A 21,407-nucleotide genomic window follows, 5' to 3' on the forward strand; every position below is an offset into this window, starting at 1 on the left:
CCTCTGGGTGGGTCGGGGGCTCCTCGCCCGGGGAGCCGCACAAGTGTCGCCCCGGGCCACCGGTCTGTCGAGAACACCGTACGCCCCACCCTGTGGCCTTCCATTGCGCCCAGGTGACAATGGCCGCGACAAGAGAGGGACGGAACGCTCGTGCTGTGGACCCTGGTCGTACCCCTGAAGCCCCTGGCGCGGGCCAAGAGCAGACTCTCGGACACCGCCGCCGACGAGGTGCGCCCCGCACTGGCCCTCGCCTTCGCCCAGGACACCGTGGCCGCGGCGCTGACCGCCGCGGCGGTCCGGGATGTGCTGGTGGTCACGGACGACCCGCTGGCCGCCCGCGAGCTGGCCTCCCTGGGCGCCCGGACGCTCCCGGAGGACCCCGAGACCGCCGCCGAGGACGGCCTGAACGCCGCTCTGCGGCACGGAACCGCAGTCGTACGCGCTGTACGCCCGCAAAGCCCCGTAGCGGCCCTGAACGCCGATCTGCCCGCTCTGCGCCCCGCGGAATTGACCCGCGTCCTGAACGCGGCCGCCGAATTCCCCCGCGCCTTTCTCGCGGACGCCACCGGCATCGGCACCACCCTGCTCGCCGCGGCCCCCGGCCGTGCCCTGTCCCCCGCATTCGGCCCCGACTCCCGCCTCCGTCACCGCCGCTCCGGCGCGGTGGAACTCGCTCTCGGCGCCGTCGACTCCGTCCGCCAGGACGTCGACACCGGAGACGACCTGCGTGCCGCCCTCGCCCTCGGCGTGGGCCCCCGTACGGCCGCCGCGGCCGCGCGCCTGCTGATACCCGGCCAGTAGGCTGCGCCCATGCAGGCCACCGCGTACACCTACGACCCCACCACCCGCGCCGGCCAGGTCCTTCTGGACGACGGCACCCCCGTCCCCTTCGAGGCCCCGGCCTTCGACGCCGGCGGCCTGCGCCTGCTCCGCCCGGGCCAGCGGGTCCGCATCGAGACGACGGGCGAGGGCGAAGGCCTCCGAATCACCCTGATCACCCTGCAGACGTTCTGAACCCGCAGATGTTCTGAACCCGGCCGCGCCCCTGCACCCCGTGAACGCCGCGGGCCGGGCTCCATCAACAGGAGCCCGGCCCGGCGCGTGTGAGTACCCAGCGCTCCGTTTCAGCGAGCGGCAGCCTTCTTCGCGGTCGTCTTGCGAGCCGTCGACTTCTTGGCCGGCGCCTTCTTGGCGGTGGCCTTCTTGGCCGGCGCGCTCTTCGCCGCGGTCTTCTTGGCCGCGGCCGTGGTCTTCGCGGTGGTCTTCTTCGCGGCCGCCGTCTTGGTGGTGGCCTTCTTCGCGGTGGCCTTCTTCGCCGTGGTCTTCTTCGCGGCCGCCGTCGTCGCCTTCTTGGCGGCGGCGGTCGTCTTACGAGCCGTGGCCGTGGTCTTCTTCGCGGTGGTCTTCTTGGCCGCCGCCTTCTTGACCGTCGCCGACGCCCCGCCGCTCAGGCTGCCCTTGGGCGCCTTCTTGACCGCGACCTCGCCACCGCGAGGAAGCTTCTTCGAGCCGCTCACCAGGTCCTTGAAGCCCTGGCCCGCGCGGAATCGCGGCACGGAGGTCTTCTTGACCCGAACCCGCTCACCCGTCTGCGGGTTGCGGGCGTAACGGGCCGGCCGGTCGACCTTCTCGAACGAACCGAAGCCGGTGACCGATACACGGTCTCCGGCGACGGTCGCGCGGACGATGGCGTCCAGAACGGCGTCGACCGCCTCAGCGGCCTGCTGACGCCCGCCTACCTTGTCCGCAATCGCTTCTACGAGCTGCGCCTTGTTCACGTCTTCCCCTTCGGAGACCTCGCCAGAACAAAAGTGTTCAAGCTTTTTCGCACGTTAGGCAGATATATACCGCAAATCAAACACGAAACGGGCTTATCACCCTTGTGCCGCAACGAACTCGGCTGTCACGGAGTTCCTTCAGCGTTCCTCTGTGGGGATTCGACCCTCGTCGAGGTCCGTCGTGAAGCTCTCCAGACGCCTTGCCGCATCGGCGAGATCGTGCTTGGCCACGGCCGTGATGACCAGCAGCTTCCGGGTCAGCGCCATGCGTACGCCCTCCGGGACTTGCAGTGCGCGCACCCTTGCGTGCGCTTCCTTGAGTTGGCCCGCGACCGCCGCATAGAGCTTGAGTTGGCCGTCGTGTTCCATGCACAGATTGTGCCATCTGGGGCGAGTTGTCGCCTGCCCAGGGGGCAACTGCCGTCTTCCGGGGGCCTTGGAGGTACCCCGGTCCGATGCCACGGCATGGTGCGCGTACCCCGGCAATCACCTTTGTAACTAGGGGAGTTGAAACCTTTCTGCACGTGACTTCGAAGGTGCTCGGACCCGGACATGGAGGTACCCCCAACCGTGCACGATTGGGGGTACCTGGGGGTGTCGCGGTGGCTGGAATCCGACTTGCGCGGGCCGGCCACGAGGGGCTGCCCGTGAGTGGATCAGACCTTCAGCGTCCGCGGCTTGTACGACGGCCGCTTGGCCTCGTACGTGGCGATGTCGGCCTCGTTCTGGAGGGTGATGGAGATGTCGTCCAGCCCGTTCAGCAGCCGCCAGCGGGCGTTCTCGTCGAGTTCGAAGGCGACCGTGATGCCCTCGGCGCGCACCTCGCGGGTCTCCAGGTCGACCGTGATCTCGGCCTCGGGGTCGTTCTCCGTGAGTTCCTGCAGCGCGTCCACGGTCTTCTGCTCCAGAACGACCGTGAGCAGGCCGTTCTTGAGCGAGTTGCCGCGGAAGATGTCGGCGAAGCGGGAGGAGATGACGGCCTTGAAGCCGTAGTTCTGCAGCGCCCAGACGGCGTGCTCACGGGAGGAGCCGGTGCCGAAGTCGGGGCCGGCGACCAGGACGGTCGCGCCCTTGCGCTCGGGCTGGTTGAGGATGAATTTCTCATCCTTGCGCCAGGCCTCGAACAGCCCGTCCTCGAACCCGTCCCGCGTCACCTTCTTGAGCCAGTGAGCAGGGATGATCTGGTCGGTGTCGACGTTGCTGCGGCGCAGCGGGACGGCCCGGCCGGTGTGCTTGATGAATGCTTCCATGGCTGTTCAGACTCCAGCGGGCGCAGGGGTGTCGGCGTCGGACAGGTCGGCCGGGGAGGCCAGGTGGCCCAGCACGGCGGTCGCGGCGGCGACCTGCGGCGAGACCAGGTGCGTACGGCCGCCCTTGCCCTGCCTGCCCTCGAAGTTGCGGTTGGAGGTGGACGCGGAGCGCTCACCGGGGGCCAGCTGGTCCGGGTTCATGCCCAGGCACATCGAGCAGCCCGCGTGCCGCCATTCGGCGCCGGCGTCCTTGAACACGATGTCCAGGCCCTCGGAGACGGCCTGCAGACCGACCCGCGCGGAGCCGGGGACGACCAGCATCCGTACGCCGTCGGCGACTTTGCGGCCCTTGATGAGCTCGGCGGCGGCGCGCAGGTCCTCGATGCGGCCGTTGGTGCACGAACCTACGAAGACGGTGTCCACGTTGATGGACTTCAGCGGCTGGCCGGCCTCCAACCCCATGTACTCCAGGGCCTTTTCGGCGGCGAGGCGCTCCGAAGCGTCCTCGTACGAAGCCGGGTCGGGGACCGACGCCGAAAGGGGCGCGCCCTGGCCGGGGTTGGTGCCCCAGGTGACGAACGGCGCCAGGGTCGCGCCGTCGATGATCACCTCGGCGTCGAACTCGGCGTCCTCGTCCGTCCTGAGCGTCTTCCAGTACGCGACGGCCGCGTCCCAGTCCTCGCCCTCGGGGGCGTGCGGACGGCCCTTGAGGTACTCGAAGGTCGTCTCGTCGGGGGCGATCATGCCCGCACGGGCACCGGCCTCGATCGACATGTTGCAGATGGTCATGCGGGCTTCCATCGAGAGCTGCTCGACGGCGGAGCCGCGGTACTCCAGGACGTAGCCCTGGCCGCCGCCCGTGCCGATCTTGGCGATGATCGCCAGGATCAGGTCCTTGGCGGTGACGCCGTCGGCCAGCTCACCCTCGACCGTGATGGCCATGGTCTTGGGGCGGGCCAGCGGCAGCGTCTGGGTGGCCAGCACATGCTCCACCTGGGAGGTGCCGATGCCGAACGCCAGGCCGCCGAAGGCTCCGTGCGTGGAGGTGTGGGAGTCGCCGCAGACGACGGTCATGCCGGGCTGGGTCAGACCCAGCTGCGGGCCCACGACGTGTACGACACCCTGCTCGACGTCGCCCAGCGGATGCAGGCGCACCCCGAAGTCGGCGCAGTTCTTGCGCAGCGTCTCCAGCTGGACGCGGGAGACCGGGTCCGCGATGGGCTTGTCGATGTCGAGGGTGGGGGTGTTGTGGTCCTCCGTCGCGATGGTGAGGTCGAGACGGCGCACCTGGCGGCCGTTCTGACGCAGACCGTCGAAGGCCTGGGGGCTGGTCACCTCGTGCAGCAGGTGCAGATCGATGAAGAGGAGGTCGGGCTCGCCCTCGGCGCGCCGGACGACGTGGTCGTCCCAGACCTTCTCCGCGAGTGTCCTACCCATCGCTTTCCCTCCGGCCGGCTTGTCCGAGTGCCGGCCCAACTAGAGATTTCAGAGGTGGCGAGCGCGCATGCCCCGTCCTGTCACAGCATCGTGCGCCGGCCGCCGGGCTCGTTGGTCCGCGAGCCTTTGTTGTGCTTCGTTCTGCTTCCAGAGTGGCAAGGTCCACGCGAAATTGAACTTGCGTTTCACAGAGTGAGACGCGAGTATCGTTGCATGGACAACAGTAGCGGCGTCGGCGTTCTGGACAAGGCGGCCCTGGTCCTGAGCGCTCTGGAGTCCGGTCCGGCCACCCTCGCGGGTCTGGTCGGCGCCACCGGACTCGCACGACCCACGGCCCACCGCCTGGCCGTGGCTCTGGAACACCACCGCATGGTGGCACGCGACATGCAGGGCCGTTTCATTCTCGGCCCACGGCTGGCCGAGCTGGCCGCGGCCGCCGGCGAGGACCGCCTCCTCGCCACCGCCGGGCCGGTGCTCACGCATCTCCGAGACATCACGGGCGAGAGCGCGCAGCTCTATCGCCGTCAGGGCGACATGCGTATCTGCGTGGCAGCCGCGGAGCGCCTCTCAGGCCTCAGGGACACGGTCCCGGTCGGTTCGACCCTCACGATGAAGGCCGGCTCCTCGGCCCAGATCCTCATGGCCTGGGAGGAGCCCGAGCGCCTGCACCGCGGCCTCCAGGGCGCCCGCTTCACGGCGACGGCCCTCTCCGGCGTACGGCGGCGGGGCTGGGCCCAGTCGATCGGCGAGCGCGAGCCCGGCGTCGCCTCGGTCTCCGCCCCTGTTCGCGGCCCCTCCAATCGCGTAGTGGCCGCCGTCTCCGTCTCCGGCCCCATCGAGCGCCTCACCCGCCACCCCGGCCGCATGCACGCCCAGGCCGTCATCGACGCGGCGGCCCGCCTGTCGGAAGCACTTCGCCGCACGAGCTGACCAGCGAACCAGTACGACCCCCAAGGGCCTGCCTCAACGCCGCGGCAGGCCTTTTCGCATGGGGTGCCCCACGGCACTCAGGCGCTCACCCCACCCCCGGAGCGGTGCGCGAGCCGCTCCTTCGCGGACCGCCCCCGCCGCTCCACCGGCACCTGACCGTGCGCCGCCGCGAGCCCGAACGCCGGCATGTCCGCGTAGATCGACTCGTACGACCCCTCCGGCACCACGTACGTCTCGTGCCAGAGCCCCACATGCAGTCGGGCCTTCCCCGCCTTCTCCTTGCGGTTGAACGCGGCCCACGCCGTGCGGTGGAACGCGTCGGGCGCGTGCGCGTACCGGTAGAGCTTCTCCTTGGACTCCCAGTACTGGACGACGTAGTACGTCCGCGGCGAGGCCGTGAGCAGTACGGCGCTCAGCAGCCCACGACTCTTGTCCTGCCGCAGCTCCCGCAGCATGCGCACCATCGCCAGCTGCACCGGCAGCCAGTGATGGACGGCCCAGAAGTGGTTGACGCGCATACCGATGAGCAGGACCACGACGTCCCCCTCGGCTCCCGCGGTGGTGCGACCGGCGACGGCCCGATTCCCCAACATGACTCCCCCTTGCGGGCCACCCGTCGGCCACCCCTGTTGGGTAGCGGCACTATCCGAGTGGCCATGTTTAGATAGTGCCGCTACCCAAGGGAAGGCGCAAGACGTGCGGCTGGCCGAGTTGAGCAGACAGAGCGGCGTGTCCACCGCGACGATCAAGTACTACCTGCGCGAGGGCCTGTTGGCGCCGGGCCGCCAGGTGAACGCGACGACAGCCGAGTACGACGAGGAGCATCTGCGCCGGCTGCGGCTGGTGCGGGCGTTGATCCAGGTCGGAAAGGTGCCGGTGGCGACGGTCAAGGAAGTCCTCGGGCATGTCGACGACGATTCCCTGGGCCGTACGATCCGCCTGGGCGCGGCGCTGTGGGCGCTGCCGCAGGGGCCGGAGCCGGACGAGGAGGACCCGGCGACGGTGACCGCGCGCGCCGAGGTGGACCGCCTGCTGGCCCGGCTCGGCTGGGAGACCTCGCGCGAGATGAGCACCCTCTCCCCCGTTCACCGCTCCCTGGTCGCGGCGGTCGCCACGCTGAAACGGCTCGGCTATCCCTGTGACGCCGAAGCGCTGGCCCCGTACGCGGAGTTGATGCGCCGGGTGGCACAACTGGACCTGGACTCCATGGAGACGCACGCCTCGGAGGCGGAGCAGGTGGAGACAGCGGTGTCGTCGGCGGTGCTCTTCGAGCCGGTGCTGCGCTCGCTGCACCGGCTGGCGCAGGAGGAGGAGTCGGCGCGGCGGTACGGCATCGAGTAGGCCGCACAGAGTGGCGCGCACGAGAAAGGCCCTCCACCGAGGTGGAGGGCCTTCACTATGCGTACCCCCGACCGGATTCGAACCGGCGCTACCGCCTTGAGAGGGCGGCGTGCTAGGCCGCTACACAACGGGGGCCCTAGCGATCCTGCGTTTCCGCAGGCCCGAGCTGGTCTACCTGGACTCGAACCAAGAATGACGGTACCAGAAACCGTAGTGTTGCCAATTACACCATAGACCAATGTGGTTTAAACCAATGCGTACCCCCGACCGGATTCGAACCGGCGCTACCGCCTTGAGAGGGCGGCGTGCTAGGCCGCTACACAACGGGGGCCCTAGCGATCCTGCATGAGAGTCAGTGGGTGCGACCCTGGCTGACCCTCCGGGAAGGATCTGTACCCCCGACCGGATTCGAACCGGCGCTACTGCCGTGAGAGGGCAGCGTGCTAGGCCGCTACACAACGGGGGCTTCGCGGAGCTGGATCTCCGCGATGCAGATGAGCTCTGCGAGCTGGCCTACCTGGACTCGAACCAAGACTAACGGAACCAGAAACCGTCGTGCTGCCAATTACACCATAGGCCACTGGAACGCAACCCCCGGTGGAGATCTTGTTCTAGCTTGCGTCCTCGGTTCCGGCCTTTCGGCCCGCTCCCCGGCGGCGCAGAAAGAACATTACCCGAAGGTGGACGGCGCTCCAAAACGGGTATCCGCGCCGAGGATCGCGGGGAGTTCGGCGAGGGTGGCGATCCGGTGCGGCCCGATCGGCGGGTCGATGGTCGCGTGGAGACCACCGCGGTCGATCCAGACCGACAGCAGACCCGCCTCGGCCGCGCCCCGCCCGTCGATCTCCGGGTGATCGCCGACGTACGCGACCTCGTGCGGCGGCAGCTCAAGGGCCTCGCAGGCCGCGTGGAACGCCTCGGCGGCCGGCTTGTGGACACCCAGCTCGGCCGCGCACAGCACCGCCTCGAAGCGGTCCCATACGCCGAGGACGCGCAGTTTGGGGTCCTGGACCCGGATCGTGGAGTTCGACAGCACGGCGTGCCGGTGGCTGGCGGCGAGGGCGTCCAGGATGGGCAGGACGTCCGGGAAGAGGGTCCAGGCCCGCTCGTAGTGAGCGATGTAACGCCCGAACCAGGCGTCGGCCTCCGCATCGCTCATCGGCTCCGCCAGGAAGTCCCGGACGCGATCGCGCCGGGTGGCCTCCCAGTCGATCCCGCCCGCCGCGTACCGCGCCCACTGCTGATCCGTGAGCTCCCGCCAGCGCCGCAGCGCCTGTTCGACCGACTCGTACCCGTCGAGCAGCCTCTCGGCTGCCAAGTGGTCCCCCATTCCGGCCCGGTCGGCCGTGGTGTAGTCGAAGAGCGTGTCGTCGACGTCCCAGACCACGGCTTTGATGTCCATGATCCGACGGTAACCCGCGACCGGGGGTGACGTCCGCCGGATTGCCGAGCCCGCCCGGGGGCGATTGCCGTAGCGTGGTGGGACCGACGAGCGAGAGACCGAGCCACAGCCATGACCGAATACCGTGTCCAGTTCACTGTCGAGGCCCGCGCGACGTACGACGCCCTGCCCGGAGAGCGCCGGGCACAGTTGGCCAAAGCCGTGCGCATACTGGCCCGCGATCCGTTCCGCAAGACGTCGACCGCTCAGCTCGGCCCGGACGAGCATCTGCGCAAGGCCTACGTGGCTCCGGGTGTGATGCTGGAGTACATGGTGGCGGGCGCAATCATGGTCGTGGTGGTTCTGGAGATCTTCGACGAGAGTGCCTATCTGATCGACGAGAACGACGCCGTCTGACACGAACGCTGAGGGGCGGCACCCGGATCCGGGTGCCGCCCCTCAGCGTTCTACGTCCGCCGCCTCTGCCTTACGCGCCGAGCTTCGCCAGCGCCGCGTCGATGCGGGTCAGGGTCTTCTCCTTGCCCAGGATCTCCAGGGACTCGAAGAGGGGCAGGCCGATGGTGCGGCCGGTGACGGCTACGCGGACGGGGGCCTGGGCCTTGCCGAGCTTGAGGCCGTGGGCCTGGCCGGCGGCCAGGACGGCCTCCTTGAGGGACTCGGCCGAGGTCCAGTCGGCCGCCTCCAGCTTCTCCTTCGCCGTGCGCAGGAGCGCGTCGGAGCCCTCTTTCATGGCCTTCGCCCAGGACGCCTCGTCCTCGGCGGGCTCCGGGAGGAACAGGAAGTCGACGTTCTCCGTGATCTCCGAGAGGACCTTGAGGCGGGTCTGCGCGTGCGGGGCGATGGCCTCCCACTTCGCCTCGTCGAAGTCCTCCGGCGCCCAGGTGGCGAAGGGGGCTTTCAGCCACGGGGCGCAGCGCTCGGTGAAGTCCTTCACATCCAGCAGGCGGACGTGGTCGGCGTTGATCGCCTCGGCCTTCTTCAGGTCGAAACGGGCCGGGTTGGGGTTGACGTCGGCGACGTCGAAGGCGGCGACCATCTCCTCGATCGTGAAGATGTCCTGGTCCGCCGAGAGCGACCAGCCGAGGAGGGAGAGGTAGTTGAGCAGGCCCTCAGGGAGGAAGCCGCGCTCCCGGTAGAGGTTGAGCGACGACTGCGGGTCACGCTTCGAGAGCTTCTTGTTGCCCTCGCCCATCACATACGGCAGATGACCGAAGGACGGGATCTCCTTCGCGATGCCCAGCTCCGTCAGCGCCTTGTAGAGGGCGATCTGACGGGGGGTCGAGGAGAGCAGGTCCTCGCCGCGCAGGACGTGGGTGATCTCCATCAGCGCGTCGTCGACCGGGTTGACCAGCGTGTAGAGCGGGGCGCCGTTCGCGCGGACGATGCCGTAGTCCGGCACGTTCTCCGGGGTGAAGGTCAGCTCGCCGCGGACCAGGTCCGTGAAGGTGATCGTCTCGTCGGGCATCCGGAAGCGGACGATCGGCTCACGGCCCTCCGCCTCGTACCGATCCTTCTGCTCCGGGCCGACCTCGCGGCACTTCCCGTCGTAGCCGGAGGGCTTGCCGGCGGCGCGGGCGGCGTCGCGGCGCTCCTCCAGCTCCGAGGCGGTGCAGTAGCAGTGGTACGCATGGCCGGCCTCCTGGAGCTTCTCGGCGACCTCCTTGTACGTGTCCATCCGCTGCGACTGGCGGTACGGCGCGTGCGGGCCGCCCACCTCGGGGCCCTCGTCCCAGGTGAATCCCAGCCAGCGCAGGGAGTCCAGGAGCTGCTCGTAGGACTCCTCGGAGTCACGGGCCGCGTCGGTGTCCTCGATGCGGAAGACGAACGTGCCGCCGGTGTGGCGGGCGAACGCCCAGTTGAACAGGGCCGTGCGGACCAGGCCCACATGGGGGTTGCCGGTCGGGGACGGACAGAAACGTACGCGGACGGATCCGTTAGCCACGCTTGATCACCTTGTTGGTGAGAGTGCCGATGCCTTCGATGGTGACGGCGACCTCGTCGCCGACGTTGAGGGGGCCGACCCCTGCCGGGGTGCCCGTGAGGATCACGTCGCCGGGGAGCAGCGTCATGGCCTCGGTGATGTTGACGATCAGGTCCTCGATGGAGTGGATCATCTCGCTCGTCCGGCCGAGCTGGCGCTGTTCGCCGTTGACCGTGAGCTGGATGGTCAGGTCGTCCGGGACGAGGTCGGTCTCCACCCAGGGGCCGAGCGGGCAGGCGGTGTCGAAGCCCTTGGCCCGGGCCCACTGCTTCTCGCGCTTCTGGACGTCGCGGGCGGTGACGTCGTTGGCACAGGTGTAGCCGAAGATCACGTCCTTGACGCGTTCCCGCGGGACCTCGCGGCACATACGGCCGATGACGACGGCCAGCTCGGCCTCGTGGTGCAGGTCCTCGGAGAAGGCGGGGTACTGGATCTCGTCGCCGGAGCCGATCACCGAGGTGGCCGGCTTGAAGAAGGCGAAGGGGGCGTCGGGGACCTCGTTGCCCAGCTCCCTGGCGTGTTCGGCGTAGTTGCGGCCGAAGGCCACGACCTTGTTGGGGAGCACCGGCGGCAGCAGCCTGACCTTGCTCAGCGGGACCTTCGTACCGGAGAGCTCGAAGTCCGCGAAAGGAATGCCCTTGATGATGTCGAGGACGAGCTCGTCCGGCTTGTCGCCCTCGACCGCTCCGAAGGCTACGTTCCCGTCGATGGAGAACCTGGCGATGCGCACGGGATGCTTGCGCCCCTTAACTGAGCTGGCTGGCTGGAGTCTGACGCTCCAGGCTAACGCGGGGAGAGGGGCCCGCCTCGCGCATTGATGCCGTACGCGTTCACGTATGTGTCGGCGTGTGGGGCGGCCGGGGCGCGGGGAAGGGCGCCCCGCTCGTGCCGGGCGCCCCTCGTCCTCGGTGCTCACAGGAAACCGCCGGTTTTTCACAGCGACCGGCTTGAGCGGTCGGCGGATCGTGCGCGTACTTGAGGTTGCAACTACTCCGCGACCTGGACCGGAAGGTCCATCAGGATCGTCCGGCGCGGGTTGGCGGTCTGGGAGGGGAGGTCGACGGAGTGCTCCTGCTCCGGCGTGCGCAGGTCCTCGGCATCGGCGAGGTGGGTCAGCGTGGTGCGCCGGGGGTTGGCTATGGTGCGGAACATCGTCGTCGTCTTCACTGTTGTCCAGGACCTCGTCGTGTGCGGGCGCCGGGCGGGCCGTGAAGGCCGCCCCAGAAGCGCGGGTTGTCGGATTCGCCATCCCTGTAAAGCGTCAGGCTAAACATCCGATTCCCGGGTCAACTCGCGAAGAAGGCATGATCGCGTGTGAGTTTCCTCACTCACCCATAGGCAAACCGGGCAATTCCGGCCATCAAGTCGCCCCCGCGAAACGGGCATAAGGCACCTGAAGCCCGCATTCCGCTCCTGATCATGGCGACTGGGACACCCTGCCCACGTCCAGGAATCGCACGGGTATGCCCCGTATAAAGGCAATCTCCATACACGCTCGGTGACGCTCACCTCACGCACTGTCACAGTGAACAGACCGTTACCCATTGGCCTTGTTGGAGATCCGGCACTGTGCTGGAATTCCACGGACCGCCGCAGGAACGTACCGGCGCGAGGGCGCAGAGCAGCGCCCGGCGGCGGTGGACAGGGGGAGCCAGCGCCGGTCACTCACGACCACCAATTGGGGACGTATTCAGGGCGCCCCCGAAGACGCCGACACCGTCCCGCCGTTCACGCGGTGGGGCGCCTGGTCCAGAGGTTGCGACGCTAGTGCAGGGACGTTTCAAGAGGGATGGCAGCGCTTCGGCGGAGCCGGAGCCACACAAGGGAACCGGTAACGGTTCCTCCCCCCAGCACGCCCAGAACCCAGGTCCGGCGGAGATCGGCGACGGCGGTGAGCGCTCCGGGCGCCCCGGCTCGTCAGTTCCTCCCAAGCCGCCCGGGAAGTCCAAGGGCGGCAACAAGTCCGGTGGCCCCGGTTCCCGAATAGCCCTGCGCAACTGGCGCATCTCGACCCGTCTCGTCTCGCTGCTCGCCCTCCCCGTGGTGGCGGCGACCTCGCTCGGCGCACTGCGCATCGGCGACAACGTGGACGACATCCAGCAGCTGGAGAACATGCGGCTGCTGACCGACATGACCAAGCAGGCGACCGAGCTCGCCGCCGCGCTCCAGCAGGAGCGCGACCTGTCCGCCGGTCCCCTCGCGCACGGCCGGAACGCCAACGACCTGACGGTCAAGGGCACCCGCGTGAAGACCGACCAGGCCCGCATCCAGTTCACGGACGCGACCCAGGAAGCCGACAGCTCGAGCATCACCGGCCGGCTGCCCGGCGTCCGGGACAGCCTCGTCCGCGTGGTGCGCGAGCTCTACAACCTCAGCAGCATCCGCAAGACCGCGTACAGCGACCCCCGGAACTCCACGCAGACGGTCGAGGCGTACCACCGGCTGATCGAGCAGCTGCTCGACCTCTCCCAGGACATGGCCGAGGCCACCAGCAACCCGGAGATGATCAAGCGCACGCGCGCCCTGGCGGCGTTCCCCTCCGCCAAGGAGTTCGCGTCCGTGCAGCGCGCGGTCATCGCGGCGGCCCTGCCCGAGACCAGCGACAAGGCGGGCTCGCTCTCCGAGAACGACCGCCTGTACGCGTTTTCGGCGCTGGCCAACGAGGAGTCCGAGCGCACCGCCTTCGCCGACATCTACGGCACCGGTGCCGAGGATCTGTTGAAGCCGATCGACGACGCGAGCCCCACCATCGAGGCCTCCGACGTCTACGCGGACCGGGTGCTCGCCAGCGCGGGCGGTCTGCGCGGGCAGGACGACCGCTCGTACAAGAACTGGACCGACGACGCCTCGTCCAAGATCGAGCAGATGAAGAAGATCGAGGGTTCGCTGCTGGAGGAGATGGAGCAGACCGCTCGTACCCTCCGCGCCGACGCCGAGCAAGAGGCGATCATCTCCGCTGCCCTGATCCTGCTCGTCCTCGGTGTCTCCCTGGTCGGCGCGTTCGTCGTCGCCCGGTCCATGATCCGCTCGCTGCGCCAGCTGCAGGACACCGCGACCAAGGTCGCTCAGGACCGGCTGCCCGAGCTGGTCAAGCAGCTCTCGGAGTCGGACCCGCAGGACGTCGACACCTCCGTCGAGTCGGTCGGTGTGCACTCCCGGGACGAGATCGGCCAGGTGGCCGCGGCCTTCGACGACGTGCACCGCGAGGCCGTACGACTGGCCGCCGAGCAGGCCCTGCTGCGGGGCAACGTCAACGCGATGTTCACCAACCTCTCCCGCCGCTCCCAGGGCCTCATCCAGCGTCAGCTGTCGCTCATCTCCGAACTGGAGTCCCGCGAGGCCGACCCGGACCAGCTCTCCTCCCTCTTCAAGCTCGACCACCTCGCCACCCGCATGCGCCGTAACGGTGAGAACCTCCTGGTCCTCGCCGGTGAGGAGCCCGGCCGCCGCTGGACCCGTCCGGTGCCGCTGGTCGACGTGCTCCGCGCCGCCGCGTCCGAGGTGGAGCAGTACGAGCGCATCGAGCTGTCCTCGGTGCCGACCACCGAGGTCGCCGGCCGCGTCGTCAACGACCTCGTGCACCTGCTCGCCGAGCTGCTGGAGAACGCCACCTCTTTCTCCTCCCCGCAGACCAAGGTCAAGGTCACCGGTCACGCGCTGCCCGACGGCCGCGTACTGATCGAGATCCACGACACCGGCATCGGACTCTCCCCGGAGGACCTCGCCGCGATCAACGAGCGGCTCGCCTCGCCGCCCACCGTGGACGTCTCGGTCTCCCGCCGCATGGGTCTGTTCGTGGTCGGCCGGCTGTCGCAGAGACACGGCATCCGTATCCAGCTGCGTCCGTCCGACTCGGGCGGTACGACCGCGCTCGTCATGCTTCCCGTCGACGTGGCGCAGGGCCACAAGAAGCCGACCCCGGGCATGCCCGGCCAGGGCGCTCCCTCCACCGGTGGTCCGGCCGCCGCGCAGGCCGCGGCCGGTGCCGCCGCCGCGCGTCGCCAGGCGGGTCCGTCGCTGGGCGGTGGCCCCGCGGGTGGCCCCGGACTGCTCGGTGCGCCTCCGCAGCGCGGTCAGGTGGGCGCCGGTCAGGGTCCGCGCGCCGCGCTTCCGGGCAACCCCGGCAACTCCGGCGGTCCGGGCGGTTTCAGCAACCCGGGCAACCCCGGTGGACGGCGTGGGCCGCAGGGCGGTCCGCCTGCGCAGGGCGGCCGGCCGGCTCCGGCGGGCGCCGGTGCCGGTGCGTTCGGTGGCGGTCAGGCGCCGGGTGCCCCGCAGGGTCTGCAGGCCGCCGGGACCGGTGGTCCGGGTGGCTTCGAGAGCTTCGACGACTCCGCGCGCCAGGGCGGTTTCCAGAGCGGCGGCTTCCAGAGCGGCGCCCCCGGCGCGGGCCGGCCGGGCGGGGCCGACAGCGGTCCTGCCGCAGCGCCGCCGAAGCAGGGCAAGGAACGTTCCGGCAGGCGTCGTCCGCAGTTGCCCGGCCGCGGTGGTCCGCGTGCCGAGCTGCCCGGCGGCGACTCCTCGGCGCGTACGCCGAGCTGGAGCGACGACAACGCGCAGCCGCCGGTGCCGCGCGCCTCGCTGGACGCCCCGCGCGGCCACGACGAGCAGCCCGATGTCACCGCGCCGATGCCGCGCATCGAGCCCGGCCAGGGCCCCGGCCCGGCCACGGACTTCCCGCGTGCCCCGCGTGTCCCGCATGCGGAGTTCGACGCCCGGCGTCCCGACGCGGGCGACGGCCAGAACGGCACCGGGAACTACGTCCGCTCCGACGTGTTCGGCGGAGCCGGTGCACCCCCGGCCCCCGGCGGTCCGCCCCGCGGCGCCTCGCCGGACCCTTCGTCCACCGGCCAGTTCGCCACGCCGGGCTTCGACGCCTCGAACACGGGCCAGTTCCCGGCACCGGGACGGCAGAACTCCCAGGACAGCGGACAGTTCGGCGTCCCGGGGCGGCAGAGCCCGCAGGACACGGGACAGTTCGGCGCGCCCGGCCGGCAGAACGGCCAGAGCACCGGACAGTTCAATGCGCCGGGCAACGCGCCCGCTCGCCAGAACCCGCAGGACACCGGCCAGTTCGAGCGTCCGCAGGTCAACGGCGAGAGCTACGGCGCGCCCCGCCCGCCGGTGCCGCCGCAGCGTCCGCCGGTGCCCCCGCAGCGCCCCGGACGCCCGCAGGAGCCGGAGGCACTGCCGCCGGCCGCGGGTCCGGGCGACGGCCGTACCCCGCTGTACGACACGCTGGAGACCAACTGGTTCCACGGTCAGGGCGGGCAGGGCGATCAGGGTGGGCAGAACGGCCACCAGGTCCAGCAGCCGGGCAACGGGGCCGCTCCTCAGCAGCCCCCCGCCCGCGCACCGCAGGCTCCGGCCGCTCCTTCGCGACCGGCGTCCCCCGTCGCGCCCGCCTCCAACGGCTGGCGCAGCACCCCCAATGACGACCTGGTCCGCCAGGCCGAACGCGTCCGTCAGCCGTCGGCGGGCGGGGTCACCACCTCCGGCCTGCCGCGCCGGGTCCCGCGCGCGAATCTCGTGCCGGGCACGGCTCAGCAGCAACAGCACCAAACCGGTCCGCAGGTCTCGCGTTCGCCTGACGACGTACGCGGCCGGCTGACCAATCTCCGTCGGGGCATCGCACAGGGTCGACAGGCCGGTACCGGCCAGACCGGCAGCTTCCCGAGCCCCACTCACCAGCAGGAGCACTAGTTGAACCAGATGAGTCAAGCGGCACAGAACCTCAACTGGTTGATCACCAACTTCGTGGACAACACCCCTGGGGTGTCCCACACCGTCGTCGTGTCCGCCGACGGTCTCCTTCTGGCGATGTCGGAAGGGTTCCCGCGCGATCGTGCCGACCAGCTCGCCGCCGTAGCCTCCGGCCTCACCTCACTCACGGCCGGGGCGTCCCGGATCTTCGAGGGCGGGGATGTGGCCCAGACGGTGGTGGAGATGGAGCGCGGCTTCCTCTTCCTGATGTCCGTGTCCGACGGCTCGTCCTTGGCCGTCCTCGCCCACCCCGACTGCGACATCGGCCTCGTCGGTTACGAGATGGCATTGCTCGTGGACCGCGCGGGCGCCGTACTCACGCCCGACCTGCGCGCCGAACTTCAAGGCAGTCTGCTCCACTGACGCCTGCGGATCCACAGAACTCACCAAATCACCGTCCGGCCGCCACAGTCCCCCACCGGCCCCCGTCAGACGGCACGACTGACCGACTTGCTGTCCCGCTCGGAGGATCCATGACCCCGCCCACCGCTCCTCACGATCCGTACGCAGAGCCGTACGGAGACGAGGGCGACCAGCCGCTGGTACGGCCGTACGCCATGACGGGTGGCCGGACGCGGCCCCGTTACCAGCTCGCCCTAGAGGCGCTGATCAGCACGACGGCAGACCCCGCGCACCTGATGGGGCTGCTTCCCGAGCACCAGCGGATCTGCCACCTCTGCCGTGAGGTGAAGTCGGTGGCCGAGGTGTCGGCCCTGCTGTCCATGCCGCTCGGTGTGGCACGCATCCTCGTCGCGGACCTCGCCGAGGCCGGACTCGTCGCGATCCACCAGCCCGGTGGCGACGAGAGCACCGGCGGCGCGCCGGCCGTGACTCTGCTGGAAAGGGTGCTCAGTGGACTTCGCAAGCTCTGAAGCGGGACGGGCCACCACCTCGGCGAAGATCGTGGTGGCGGGCGGCTTCGGCGTGGGCAAGACCACGTTCGTGGGCGCCGTCTCGGAGATCAACCCGCTGCGTACCGAGGCCGTGATGACGTCCGCGTCCGCGGGCATCGACGACCTCACCCACACCGGGGACAAGACGACCACCACGGTCGCCATGGACTTCGGCCGCATCACCCTCGACCAGGACCTGATCCTCTACCTCTTCGGTACGCCGGGGCAGGATCGTTTCTGGTTCATGTGGGACGACCTGGTCCGCGGCGCCATCGGGGCCGTGGTCCTGGTGGACACCCGCCGCCTCGCGGACTGCTTCCCCGCCGTCGACTACTTCGAGAACAGCGGCCTGCCGTTCGTCATCGCCCTCAACGGCTTCGACGGGCACCAGCCGTACAACCCGGACGAGGTGCGCGAAGCCCTGCAGATCGGCCCCGACGCCCCGATCATCACCACCGACGCCCGCCACCGCTCGGACGCCAAGAGCGCGCTGATCACACTGGTCGAGCATGCGCTGATGGCCCGACTGCGGTAGGGCAGCGGGTCCGAAGTACCGCATCCGGGCCCAGAACAGGACGCAAGTCCACAACGTCATACGGCAGTTGTCGTAGATACACCGAAGCCGACTGTGTCCTGTGACACGGTCGGCATCGGTGTTCATAACGTTTCGACAGAGAAATAGGGTGGTACGACCACGCGTCGCGGTCGATCGGTACCGCTGCGCTCACAATGGCCCCGCTTTTTGCCGGGGCTACCTCTGTATGACCGTTTTATCTGGGACTTACATCACGCGGAATCGTTGCCTCCCAGTGTTTGGAAGTCCTCAGCGTGACGTGCTGGAATGCCTGAACTGCCCATGAGTCAAAGACGTACTAGGGCGTGGAGTCACCCGCGGCACGACGTAGGTGCCGGCGCCGAGAGGTTGTTGGTCGAGTGAGGCGAAGCAAGAAAGGTCCCGAGCCGTCGGCGCGGGGCAACTTCACCCCGCCGCCGCGCGGAGCGGCACCCGCACATGTGACCGGACCGCAGCCGCCGGGGGCGCCCGCGCCCAGCGGCAGTCGTCTCTCCCCCCGCAACTGGCGGGTACCCACCCGTCTGAACGCGATCCTGCTCATACCCGTGCTGGTCGGCCTCGTCATGGGCGGCTTCCAGGTGAAGGGCTCGATCGACACCTGGCAGGAAGCACGGGACGCGGAGAAGGTCGCCAAGATCGTGGCCGCCGCCGCCGTGTACGCCGAGGCGCTGCTCAACGAACGTGACATCTCGGCCCAGCCGCTGCTGGACGGCGAACGGGACAGCGAGGTCGTCAAGGACGCCCGCGCCTTCACCGACGAGAAGGCCGACACCTTCCACACGGAGGTCGTCGGGATGCCCACCGGGCAGGGCCTGGAGCGTCGGCTGCGTCTGGTCGAGGAGGCCGAGACGAAGCTGGACGACCTCCGGCAGGCCGCCTTCACCCGGGCCGCCGACCCCGTGCAGACCGAAGAGGGCTACGTCTCCATCGAACACCTGCTGTTCGAGTTCTCCAACGAGCTCGGTCTCGGTACCGGCAACGTCACCGCGTACGGCCGTAGCGTGTATGCCGTCGCCCTCGCCAAGGGCGCCGCCTCGCTGCAGCGCTCGATCGGCACCCACCTGCTCGTCCGGCCCAGCGAGGACGCGACCGTCCTCCGCCAGCAGGTCACCGCGTTCACCTCGTACGCCTACCTGGAGAACATCGCCGTACAGGAGTTCATCTCCGGTGGCACCGAGGCCGACGCCGCGCGCCTGGAGTCGGTCATGGCGCAGAAGACCGAAGAGGGCAAGAAGGCGGCCGCCGCGGAGGCGGCCAAGGACGACACGTACGTCCCGCCGCCGGACACCATGCTGAAGATGATCCAGCTGATCGGCAGCGGTGCCTCGCCCGAGGACCTCGCCAAGCAGGGCGTCACCTACCAGAACTGGATGGCGGCCTCCACCCTGAAGTTCGAGGGTTACAACGAGGTCGAGACCGAGCTGATCAACCGCGCGGTGTCCGAGGCCGGCCAGATCGCCTCCGACGCCCAGCGCGACGCCTACATCAACGGCGCCATCGTCATCGTCGCCCTGCTCGCCGCGTTCATCATCGCCGGGATCATGGCCCGCCAGATGAGCCGCGCGATGCGCCAGCTGCGCAACGCCGCCTTCGGTATCGCCGAGCAGCGGCTGCCGATGCTGGTCGACCAGCTCTCGCGCACCGATCCCGGTCGCGTCGACACGCGGGTCGCGGCCATCCCCATCAACACCACGGACGAGATCGGCGAAGTCGCCCGCGCCTTCGACCAGGTCCACCGCGAGGCCGTCCGGCTCGCCGCCGAGCAGGCGCTGCTGCGGGGCAACATCAACGCGATCTTCACCAACCTCTCGCGCCGCAACCAGTCGCTGATCGAGGGCCAGCTGACCCTGATCACCGACCTGGAGAACAACGAGGCCGACCCGGACCAGCTGGAGAACCTCTTCAAGCTGGACCACCTGGCGACCCGTATGCGCCGCAACGGCGAGAACCTCCTGGTCCTCTCCGGCGAGGAGCCCGGCCGCCGCTGGGACCAGCCGGTCCCGCTGGTCGACGTGCTGCGCGCCGCCTCCTCCGAGGTGGAGCAGTACGAGCGCATCGAGCTGTCGGGCGTCCCGGAGGCCGAGATCCACGGCCGCTCCGTGACCGACCTCGTACACCTGCTCGCCGAGCTCCTGGAGAACGCCACCACGTTCTCCTCCCCGCAGACCAAGGTCCGCGTGACCGCGACCCGTCTCCCCGACGGCCGCGTCATGATCGAGATCCACGACAAGGGCATCGGCCTCACCGCCGAGGACTTCGCCGACATCAACCACAAGCTGGCCAACCCGCCGACCGTGGACGCCGCGATCTCCCAGCGCATGGGCCTCTTCGTGGTCGGCCGGCTGTCCGACCGGCACGGCATCCGGGTCCAGCTGCGCCCCTCGGGCGAGCAGGCCGGTACGACCTCGCTGGTCATGCTCCCGGACGTCATCACCCACGGTGGTGGCGAGCAGCCGCAGCAGCCGCAGCAGCCGCAGGCCGACCAGTTCACGGTCTCGCAGATCATCCCGGAGCAGCAGCACGCGTTCCAGCAGCCGCCGGCCATGGCCCCGATGCGGACCGCCGCCGAGCTGGGCTTCGACGACAGCCGCTACGAGGTCCCGGACGACATCCGCGAGCTGGACCCCGTGGGCCGCTCCCTCATTCGTGACGAGCGCCGCGCGGCTCTGGAGGCCCAGGCCCACCCGAACCCGCAGCTGCCCGCCGGTGAGGTGCCGCGCTACGGGGACGACTTCCAGGCCCCCGAGCCGTCCTACGACAACGGCGCGACCGGCTACGTGGACCCGCAGCGGTCGTTCGACCAGCAGACGGCGTACAAGGAGCCGCAGCAGCCGTCGTACGACGAGGCCTACTTCGGCTCGGGCAACGGCACGGCGAACGGCAACGGACAGCGGCCTGGCGGGAACGACGCGTTCACCGCTACCGGCGGTTACCCCGAGCCCTCGCATGCGGAGCCCGTCCAGGAGAACCACGCGCCGACCGCTCCGGAGACGTATCCTGGCTTCGAAGAGCCGTCCTATCAGGACGACTGGCCGCAGCAGCAGGAGTACCAGAACTCGTACCGCTCCGAGTACGCTCCGCAACCGGAATCCGCGCAGGCCGCTGACGTGAAGGAGCCGGACCCCGTAGGCTTCGACCGTCCGGGATCCACCCCCTCCGCCGGCCACGCGCTGACCGACGCCGGCCTGCCCCGCCGCGGTTCCCCCGCGAGCGCGGGCGGCACCAGCGCGGGCGCCGCGAACGGACGGCAGGATGTGGCCCCGGACCAGCCGACGGCCGGGGGACCGAACGGCGACTGGCGCTCGGCCAACGACGAGCGCTGGCAGCAGGCCTCCCAGCTGAAGAAGCCGAAGGCGGGCGGGGTCACCTCCTCCGGCCTGCCGCGGCGGGTGCCCAAGGCCAACCTGGTCGAGGGTGCCGCCACGACGACCCCGCAGGGAGGTCCACAGATCTCCCGTGCTCCCGAGGACGTCCGGGGCAGGCTGAGCAACCTGCGCCGAGGTGTCCAGCGGGGCCGCAACGCAAGCAGCGAAACGAACGGTCAGGGCTTCGGTTCTGACACCTACAACCAGGAGCGTTAGTGTGAGCCCGATGAGCCAGGCGGCACAGAACCTGAACTGGTTGATCACCAACTTCGTGGACAACACCCCCGGGGTGTCACACACGGTGGTGGTCTCCGCCGACGGACTCCTTCTGGCGATGTCCGAAGGGTTTCCGCGCGACCGCGCCGACCAGCTGGCGGCCGTCGCGTCGGGTCTGACCTCTCTGACCGCGGGTGCCTCCCGCATCTTCGAAGGTGGCAGCGTCAACCAGACGGTTGTGGAGATGGAACGGGGATTCCTGTTCATCATGTCCGTTTCCGATGGTTCCTCGCTCGCCGTTCTCGCCCATCCGGAAGCCGACATCGGTCTCATCGGGTACGAGATGGCACTTCTGGTGGACCGAGCCGGTACGGTCCTGACGCCCGATCTTCGTGCGGAGCTCCAGGGCAGCCTGCTCAACTAACAGTCAGACGGTGCGTTTTGGCGTCCTGTGGCCGTAAGGTTTCGGGACGCGGC

20 protein-coding genes and 5 tRNA genes are annotated in these 21,407 nt (G+C 69.5%); 11 read left to right on the top strand and 14 right to left on the bottom strand.

Annotation, left to right across the window (positions count from 1 at the left end; genetic code table 11):
- Positions 1 to 150 precede the first annotated feature (150 nt).
- Together cofC and I8N67_RS10980 are read left to right on the top strand one after the other, a co-directional pair.
- Positions 151 to 801: a 2-phospho-L-lactate guanylyltransferase gene (gene cofC / locus I8N67_RS10975; protein WP_200302594.1), complete on the top strand. Its 651-nt coding sequence runs from the start codon at positions 151 to 153 to the stop codon at positions 799 to 801.
- A 9-nt stretch (positions 802 to 810) separates the two neighbouring features.
- Positions 811 to 1,014, top strand: coding sequence for a hypothetical protein (locus I8N67_RS10980; RefSeq protein ID WP_200302596.1), 204 nt, complete (start codon positions 811 to 813; stop codon positions 1,012 to 1,014).
- A 110-nt stretch (positions 1,015 to 1,124) separates the two neighbouring features.
- Here I8N67_RS10980 and I8N67_RS10985 read toward each other — a convergent pair whose 3' ends face one another.
- The 4 genes from I8N67_RS10985 to leuC all read right to left on the bottom strand — a co-directional run bounded on the left by I8N67_RS10985 (position 1,125) and on the right by leuC (position 4,465).
- Positions 1,125 to 1,778, bottom strand: a complete 654-nt coding sequence (locus I8N67_RS10985; RefSeq protein WP_200302598.1) for an HU family DNA-binding protein — start codon at positions 1,776 to 1,778, stop codon at positions 1,125 to 1,127.
- Between the two features lie 138 nt (positions 1,779 to 1,916).
- Complete coding sequence (locus I8N67_RS10990; RefSeq protein WP_200302600.1) at positions 1,917 to 2,147, bottom strand: SCO5555 family protein; 231 nt, start codon at positions 2,145 to 2,147, stop codon at positions 1,917 to 1,919.
- 287 nt (positions 2,148 to 2,434) lie between these two features.
- Complete coding sequence (leuD, locus tag I8N67_RS10995; RefSeq protein WP_200302602.1) at positions 2,435 to 3,028, bottom strand: 3-isopropylmalate dehydratase small subunit; 594 nt, start codon at positions 3,026 to 3,028, stop codon at positions 2,435 to 2,437.
- Positions 3,029 to 3,034: 6 nt separating this feature from the next.
- On the bottom strand, positions 3,035 to 4,465 hold the full coding sequence (leuC, locus tag I8N67_RS11000) for a 3-isopropylmalate dehydratase large subunit (RefSeq protein WP_200302604.1): 1,431 nt from the start codon (positions 4,463 to 4,465) through the stop codon (positions 3,035 to 3,037).
- A gap of 213 nt (positions 4,466 to 4,678) precedes the next feature.
- On the opposite strand from leuC, the gene ndgR reads away from it, so the two are divergent.
- Positions 4,679 to 5,395 carry an IclR family transcriptional regulator NdgR gene (gene ndgR / locus I8N67_RS11005; protein WP_200302606.1) on the top strand — a complete coding sequence of 239 codons (717 nt, stop codon included), beginning with the start codon at positions 4,679 to 4,681 and terminating at the stop codon, positions 5,393 to 5,395.
- A 77-nt stretch (positions 5,396 to 5,472) separates the two neighbouring features.
- Here ndgR and I8N67_RS11010 read toward each other — a convergent pair whose 3' ends face one another.
- Positions 5,473 to 5,988 (bottom strand): DUF4188 domain-containing protein, encoded by a 516-nt coding sequence (locus I8N67_RS11010; RefSeq protein WP_200302608.1) that lies wholly within the window; start codon positions 5,986 to 5,988, stop codon positions 5,473 to 5,475.
- 103 nt (positions 5,989 to 6,091) lie between these two features.
- Here I8N67_RS11010 and I8N67_RS11015 point away from each other — a divergent pair, with 103 nt between their 5' ends.
- Complete coding sequence (locus I8N67_RS11015; protein ID WP_200302610.1) at positions 6,092 to 6,736, top strand: MerR family transcriptional regulator; 645 nt, start codon at positions 6,092 to 6,094, stop codon at positions 6,734 to 6,736.
- Between the two features lie 62 nt (positions 6,737 to 6,798).
- Here I8N67_RS11015 and I8N67_RS11020 read toward each other — a convergent pair.
- The 6 genes from I8N67_RS11020 to I8N67_RS11045 all read right to left on the bottom strand — a co-directional run bounded on the left by I8N67_RS11020 (position 6,799) and on the right by I8N67_RS11045 (position 8,138).
- Positions 6,799 to 6,871 (bottom strand) — tRNA-Glu (locus tag I8N67_RS11020).
- 31 nt (positions 6,872 to 6,902) lie between these two features.
- Positions 6,903 to 6,974 (bottom strand) — tRNA-Gln (locus I8N67_RS11025).
- Positions 6,975 to 6,994: 20 nt separating this feature from the next.
- Positions 6,995 to 7,067 (bottom strand) — tRNA-Glu (locus I8N67_RS11030).
- Between the two features lie 62 nt (positions 7,068 to 7,129).
- Positions 7,130 to 7,202: transfer RNA gene (locus I8N67_RS11035), tRNA-Glu, on the bottom strand.
- A 42-nt stretch (positions 7,203 to 7,244) separates the two neighbouring features.
- Positions 7,245 to 7,316, bottom strand: a tRNA-Gln gene (locus tag I8N67_RS11040).
- A gap of 90 nt (positions 7,317 to 7,406) precedes the next feature.
- A complete protein-coding gene (locus I8N67_RS11045; RefSeq protein ID WP_200302612.1) occupies positions 7,407 to 8,138 on the bottom strand; it encodes an HAD family hydrolase in 732 nt (243 codons plus the stop codon).
- A 111-nt stretch (positions 8,139 to 8,249) separates the two neighbouring features.
- Here I8N67_RS11045 and I8N67_RS11050 point away from each other — a divergent pair, with 111 nt between their 5' ends.
- A complete protein-coding gene (locus I8N67_RS11050) occupies positions 8,250 to 8,534 on the top strand; it encodes a type II toxin-antitoxin system RelE family toxin (protein ID WP_200302614.1) in 285 nt (94 codons plus the stop codon).
- Positions 8,535 to 8,604: 70 nt separating this feature from the next.
- Here the strand turns inward: I8N67_RS11050 and gltX are convergent, their stop codons facing one another.
- From gltX to I8N67_RS11065, 3 genes are all read right to left on the bottom strand, one after another.
- A complete protein-coding gene (gltX, locus tag I8N67_RS11055; RefSeq protein ID WP_200302616.1) occupies positions 8,605 to 10,080 on the bottom strand; it encodes a glutamate--tRNA ligase in 1,476 nt (491 codons plus the stop codon).
- Positions 10,073 to 10,849 carry a fumarylacetoacetate hydrolase family protein gene (locus tag I8N67_RS11060; protein ID WP_200302618.1) on the bottom strand — a complete coding sequence of 259 codons (777 nt, stop codon included), beginning with the start codon at positions 10,847 to 10,849 and terminating at the stop codon, positions 10,073 to 10,075. Before I8N67_RS11060 ends, gltX begins: the two co-directional genes overlap by 8 nt.
- A 257-nt stretch (positions 10,850 to 11,106) precedes the next feature.
- Complete coding sequence (locus tag I8N67_RS11065; protein WP_200302620.1) at positions 11,107 to 11,286, bottom strand: hypothetical protein; 180 nt, start codon at positions 11,284 to 11,286, stop codon at positions 11,107 to 11,109.
- 600 nt (positions 11,287 to 11,886) lie between these two features.
- Here I8N67_RS11065 and I8N67_RS11070 point away from each other — a divergent pair.
- The 6 genes from I8N67_RS11070 to I8N67_RS11095 all read left to right on the top strand — a co-directional run bounded on the left by I8N67_RS11070 (position 11,887) and on the right by I8N67_RS11095 (position 21,354).
- The gene (locus I8N67_RS11070) at positions 11,887 to 15,822 is read left to right on the top strand and encodes a sensor histidine kinase (RefSeq protein WP_200302622.1); all 3,936 of its coding nucleotides are present in this window, start codon (positions 11,887 to 11,889) and stop codon (positions 15,820 to 15,822) included.
- A 9-nt stretch (positions 15,823 to 15,831) separates the two neighbouring features.
- Entirely contained in the window at positions 15,832 to 16,245 is a 414-nt protein-coding gene (locus tag I8N67_RS11075) for a roadblock/LC7 domain-containing protein (RefSeq protein WP_030667329.1), read from the top strand.
- A 110-nt stretch (positions 16,246 to 16,355) separates the two neighbouring features.
- Complete coding sequence (locus tag I8N67_RS11080) at positions 16,356 to 16,754, top strand: DUF742 domain-containing protein (protein ID WP_200302624.1); 399 nt, start codon at positions 16,356 to 16,358, stop codon at positions 16,752 to 16,754.
- Positions 16,735 to 17,310: a GTP-binding protein gene (locus I8N67_RS11085; RefSeq protein WP_200302626.1), complete on the top strand. Its 576-nt coding sequence runs from the start codon at positions 16,735 to 16,737 to the stop codon at positions 17,308 to 17,310. Before I8N67_RS11080 ends, I8N67_RS11085 begins: the two co-directional genes overlap by 20 nt.
- 398 nt (positions 17,311 to 17,708) lie before the next feature.
- Complete coding sequence (locus I8N67_RS11090; RefSeq protein WP_200302627.1) at positions 17,709 to 20,930, top strand: sensor histidine kinase; 3,222 nt, start codon at positions 17,709 to 17,711, stop codon at positions 20,928 to 20,930.
- 10 nt (positions 20,931 to 20,940) lie between these two features.
- Positions 20,941 to 21,354, top strand: coding sequence for a roadblock/LC7 domain-containing protein (locus I8N67_RS11095; RefSeq protein WP_005479603.1), 414 nt, complete (start codon positions 20,941 to 20,943; stop codon positions 21,352 to 21,354).
- Positions 21,355 to 21,407 lie beyond the last annotated feature (53 nt).

It is taken from the genome of Streptomyces adelaidensis, assembly GCF_016598475.1.
GTDB classification, from domain to species: Bacteria; Actinomycetota; Actinomycetes; order Streptomycetales; family Streptomycetaceae; genus Streptomyces; species Streptomyces adelaidensis.

What these genes read in the sequence shown, in the direction of transcription:
- I8N67_RS10980 (WP_200302596.1), top strand. Translation starts at nt 811, where the DNA reads ATGCAGGCCACCGCGTACACCTACGACCCCACCACCCGCGCCGGCCAG.
- I8N67_RS10990 (WP_200302600.1), bottom strand. Translation starts at nt 2,147, where the DNA reads ATGGAACACGACGGCCAACTCAAGCTCTATGCGGCGGTCGCGGGCCAA.
- leuD (WP_200302602.1), bottom strand. Translation starts at nt 3,028, where the DNA reads ATGGAAGCATTCATCAAGCACACCGGCCGGGCCGTCCCGCTGCGCCGC.
- leuC (WP_200302604.1), bottom strand. Translation starts at nt 4,465, where the DNA reads ATGGGTAGGACACTCGCGGAGAAGGTCTGGGACGACCACGTCGTCCGG.
- ndgR (WP_200302606.1), top strand. Translation starts at nt 4,679, where the DNA reads ATGGACAACAGTAGCGGCGTCGGCGTTCTGGACAAGGCGGCCCTGGTC.
- I8N67_RS11010 (WP_200302608.1), bottom strand. Translation starts at nt 5,988, where the DNA reads ATGTTGGGGAATCGGGCCGTCGCCGGTCGCACCACCGCGGGAGCCGAG.
- I8N67_RS11045 (WP_200302612.1), bottom strand. Translation starts at nt 8,138, where the DNA reads ATGGACATCAAAGCCGTGGTCTGGGACGTCGACGACACGCTCTTCGAC.
- I8N67_RS11050 (WP_200302614.1), top strand. Translation starts at nt 8,250, where the DNA reads ATGACCGAATACCGTGTCCAGTTCACTGTCGAGGCCCGCGCGACGTAC.
- I8N67_RS11075 (WP_030667329.1), top strand. Translation starts at nt 15,832, where the DNA reads ATGAGTCAAGCGGCACAGAACCTCAACTGGTTGATCACCAACTTCGTG.
- I8N67_RS11080 (WP_200302624.1), top strand. Translation starts at nt 16,356, where the DNA reads ATGACCCCGCCCACCGCTCCTCACGATCCGTACGCAGAGCCGTACGGA.
- I8N67_RS11095 (WP_005479603.1), top strand. Translation starts at nt 20,941, where the DNA reads ATGAGCCAGGCGGCACAGAACCTGAACTGGTTGATCACCAACTTCGTG.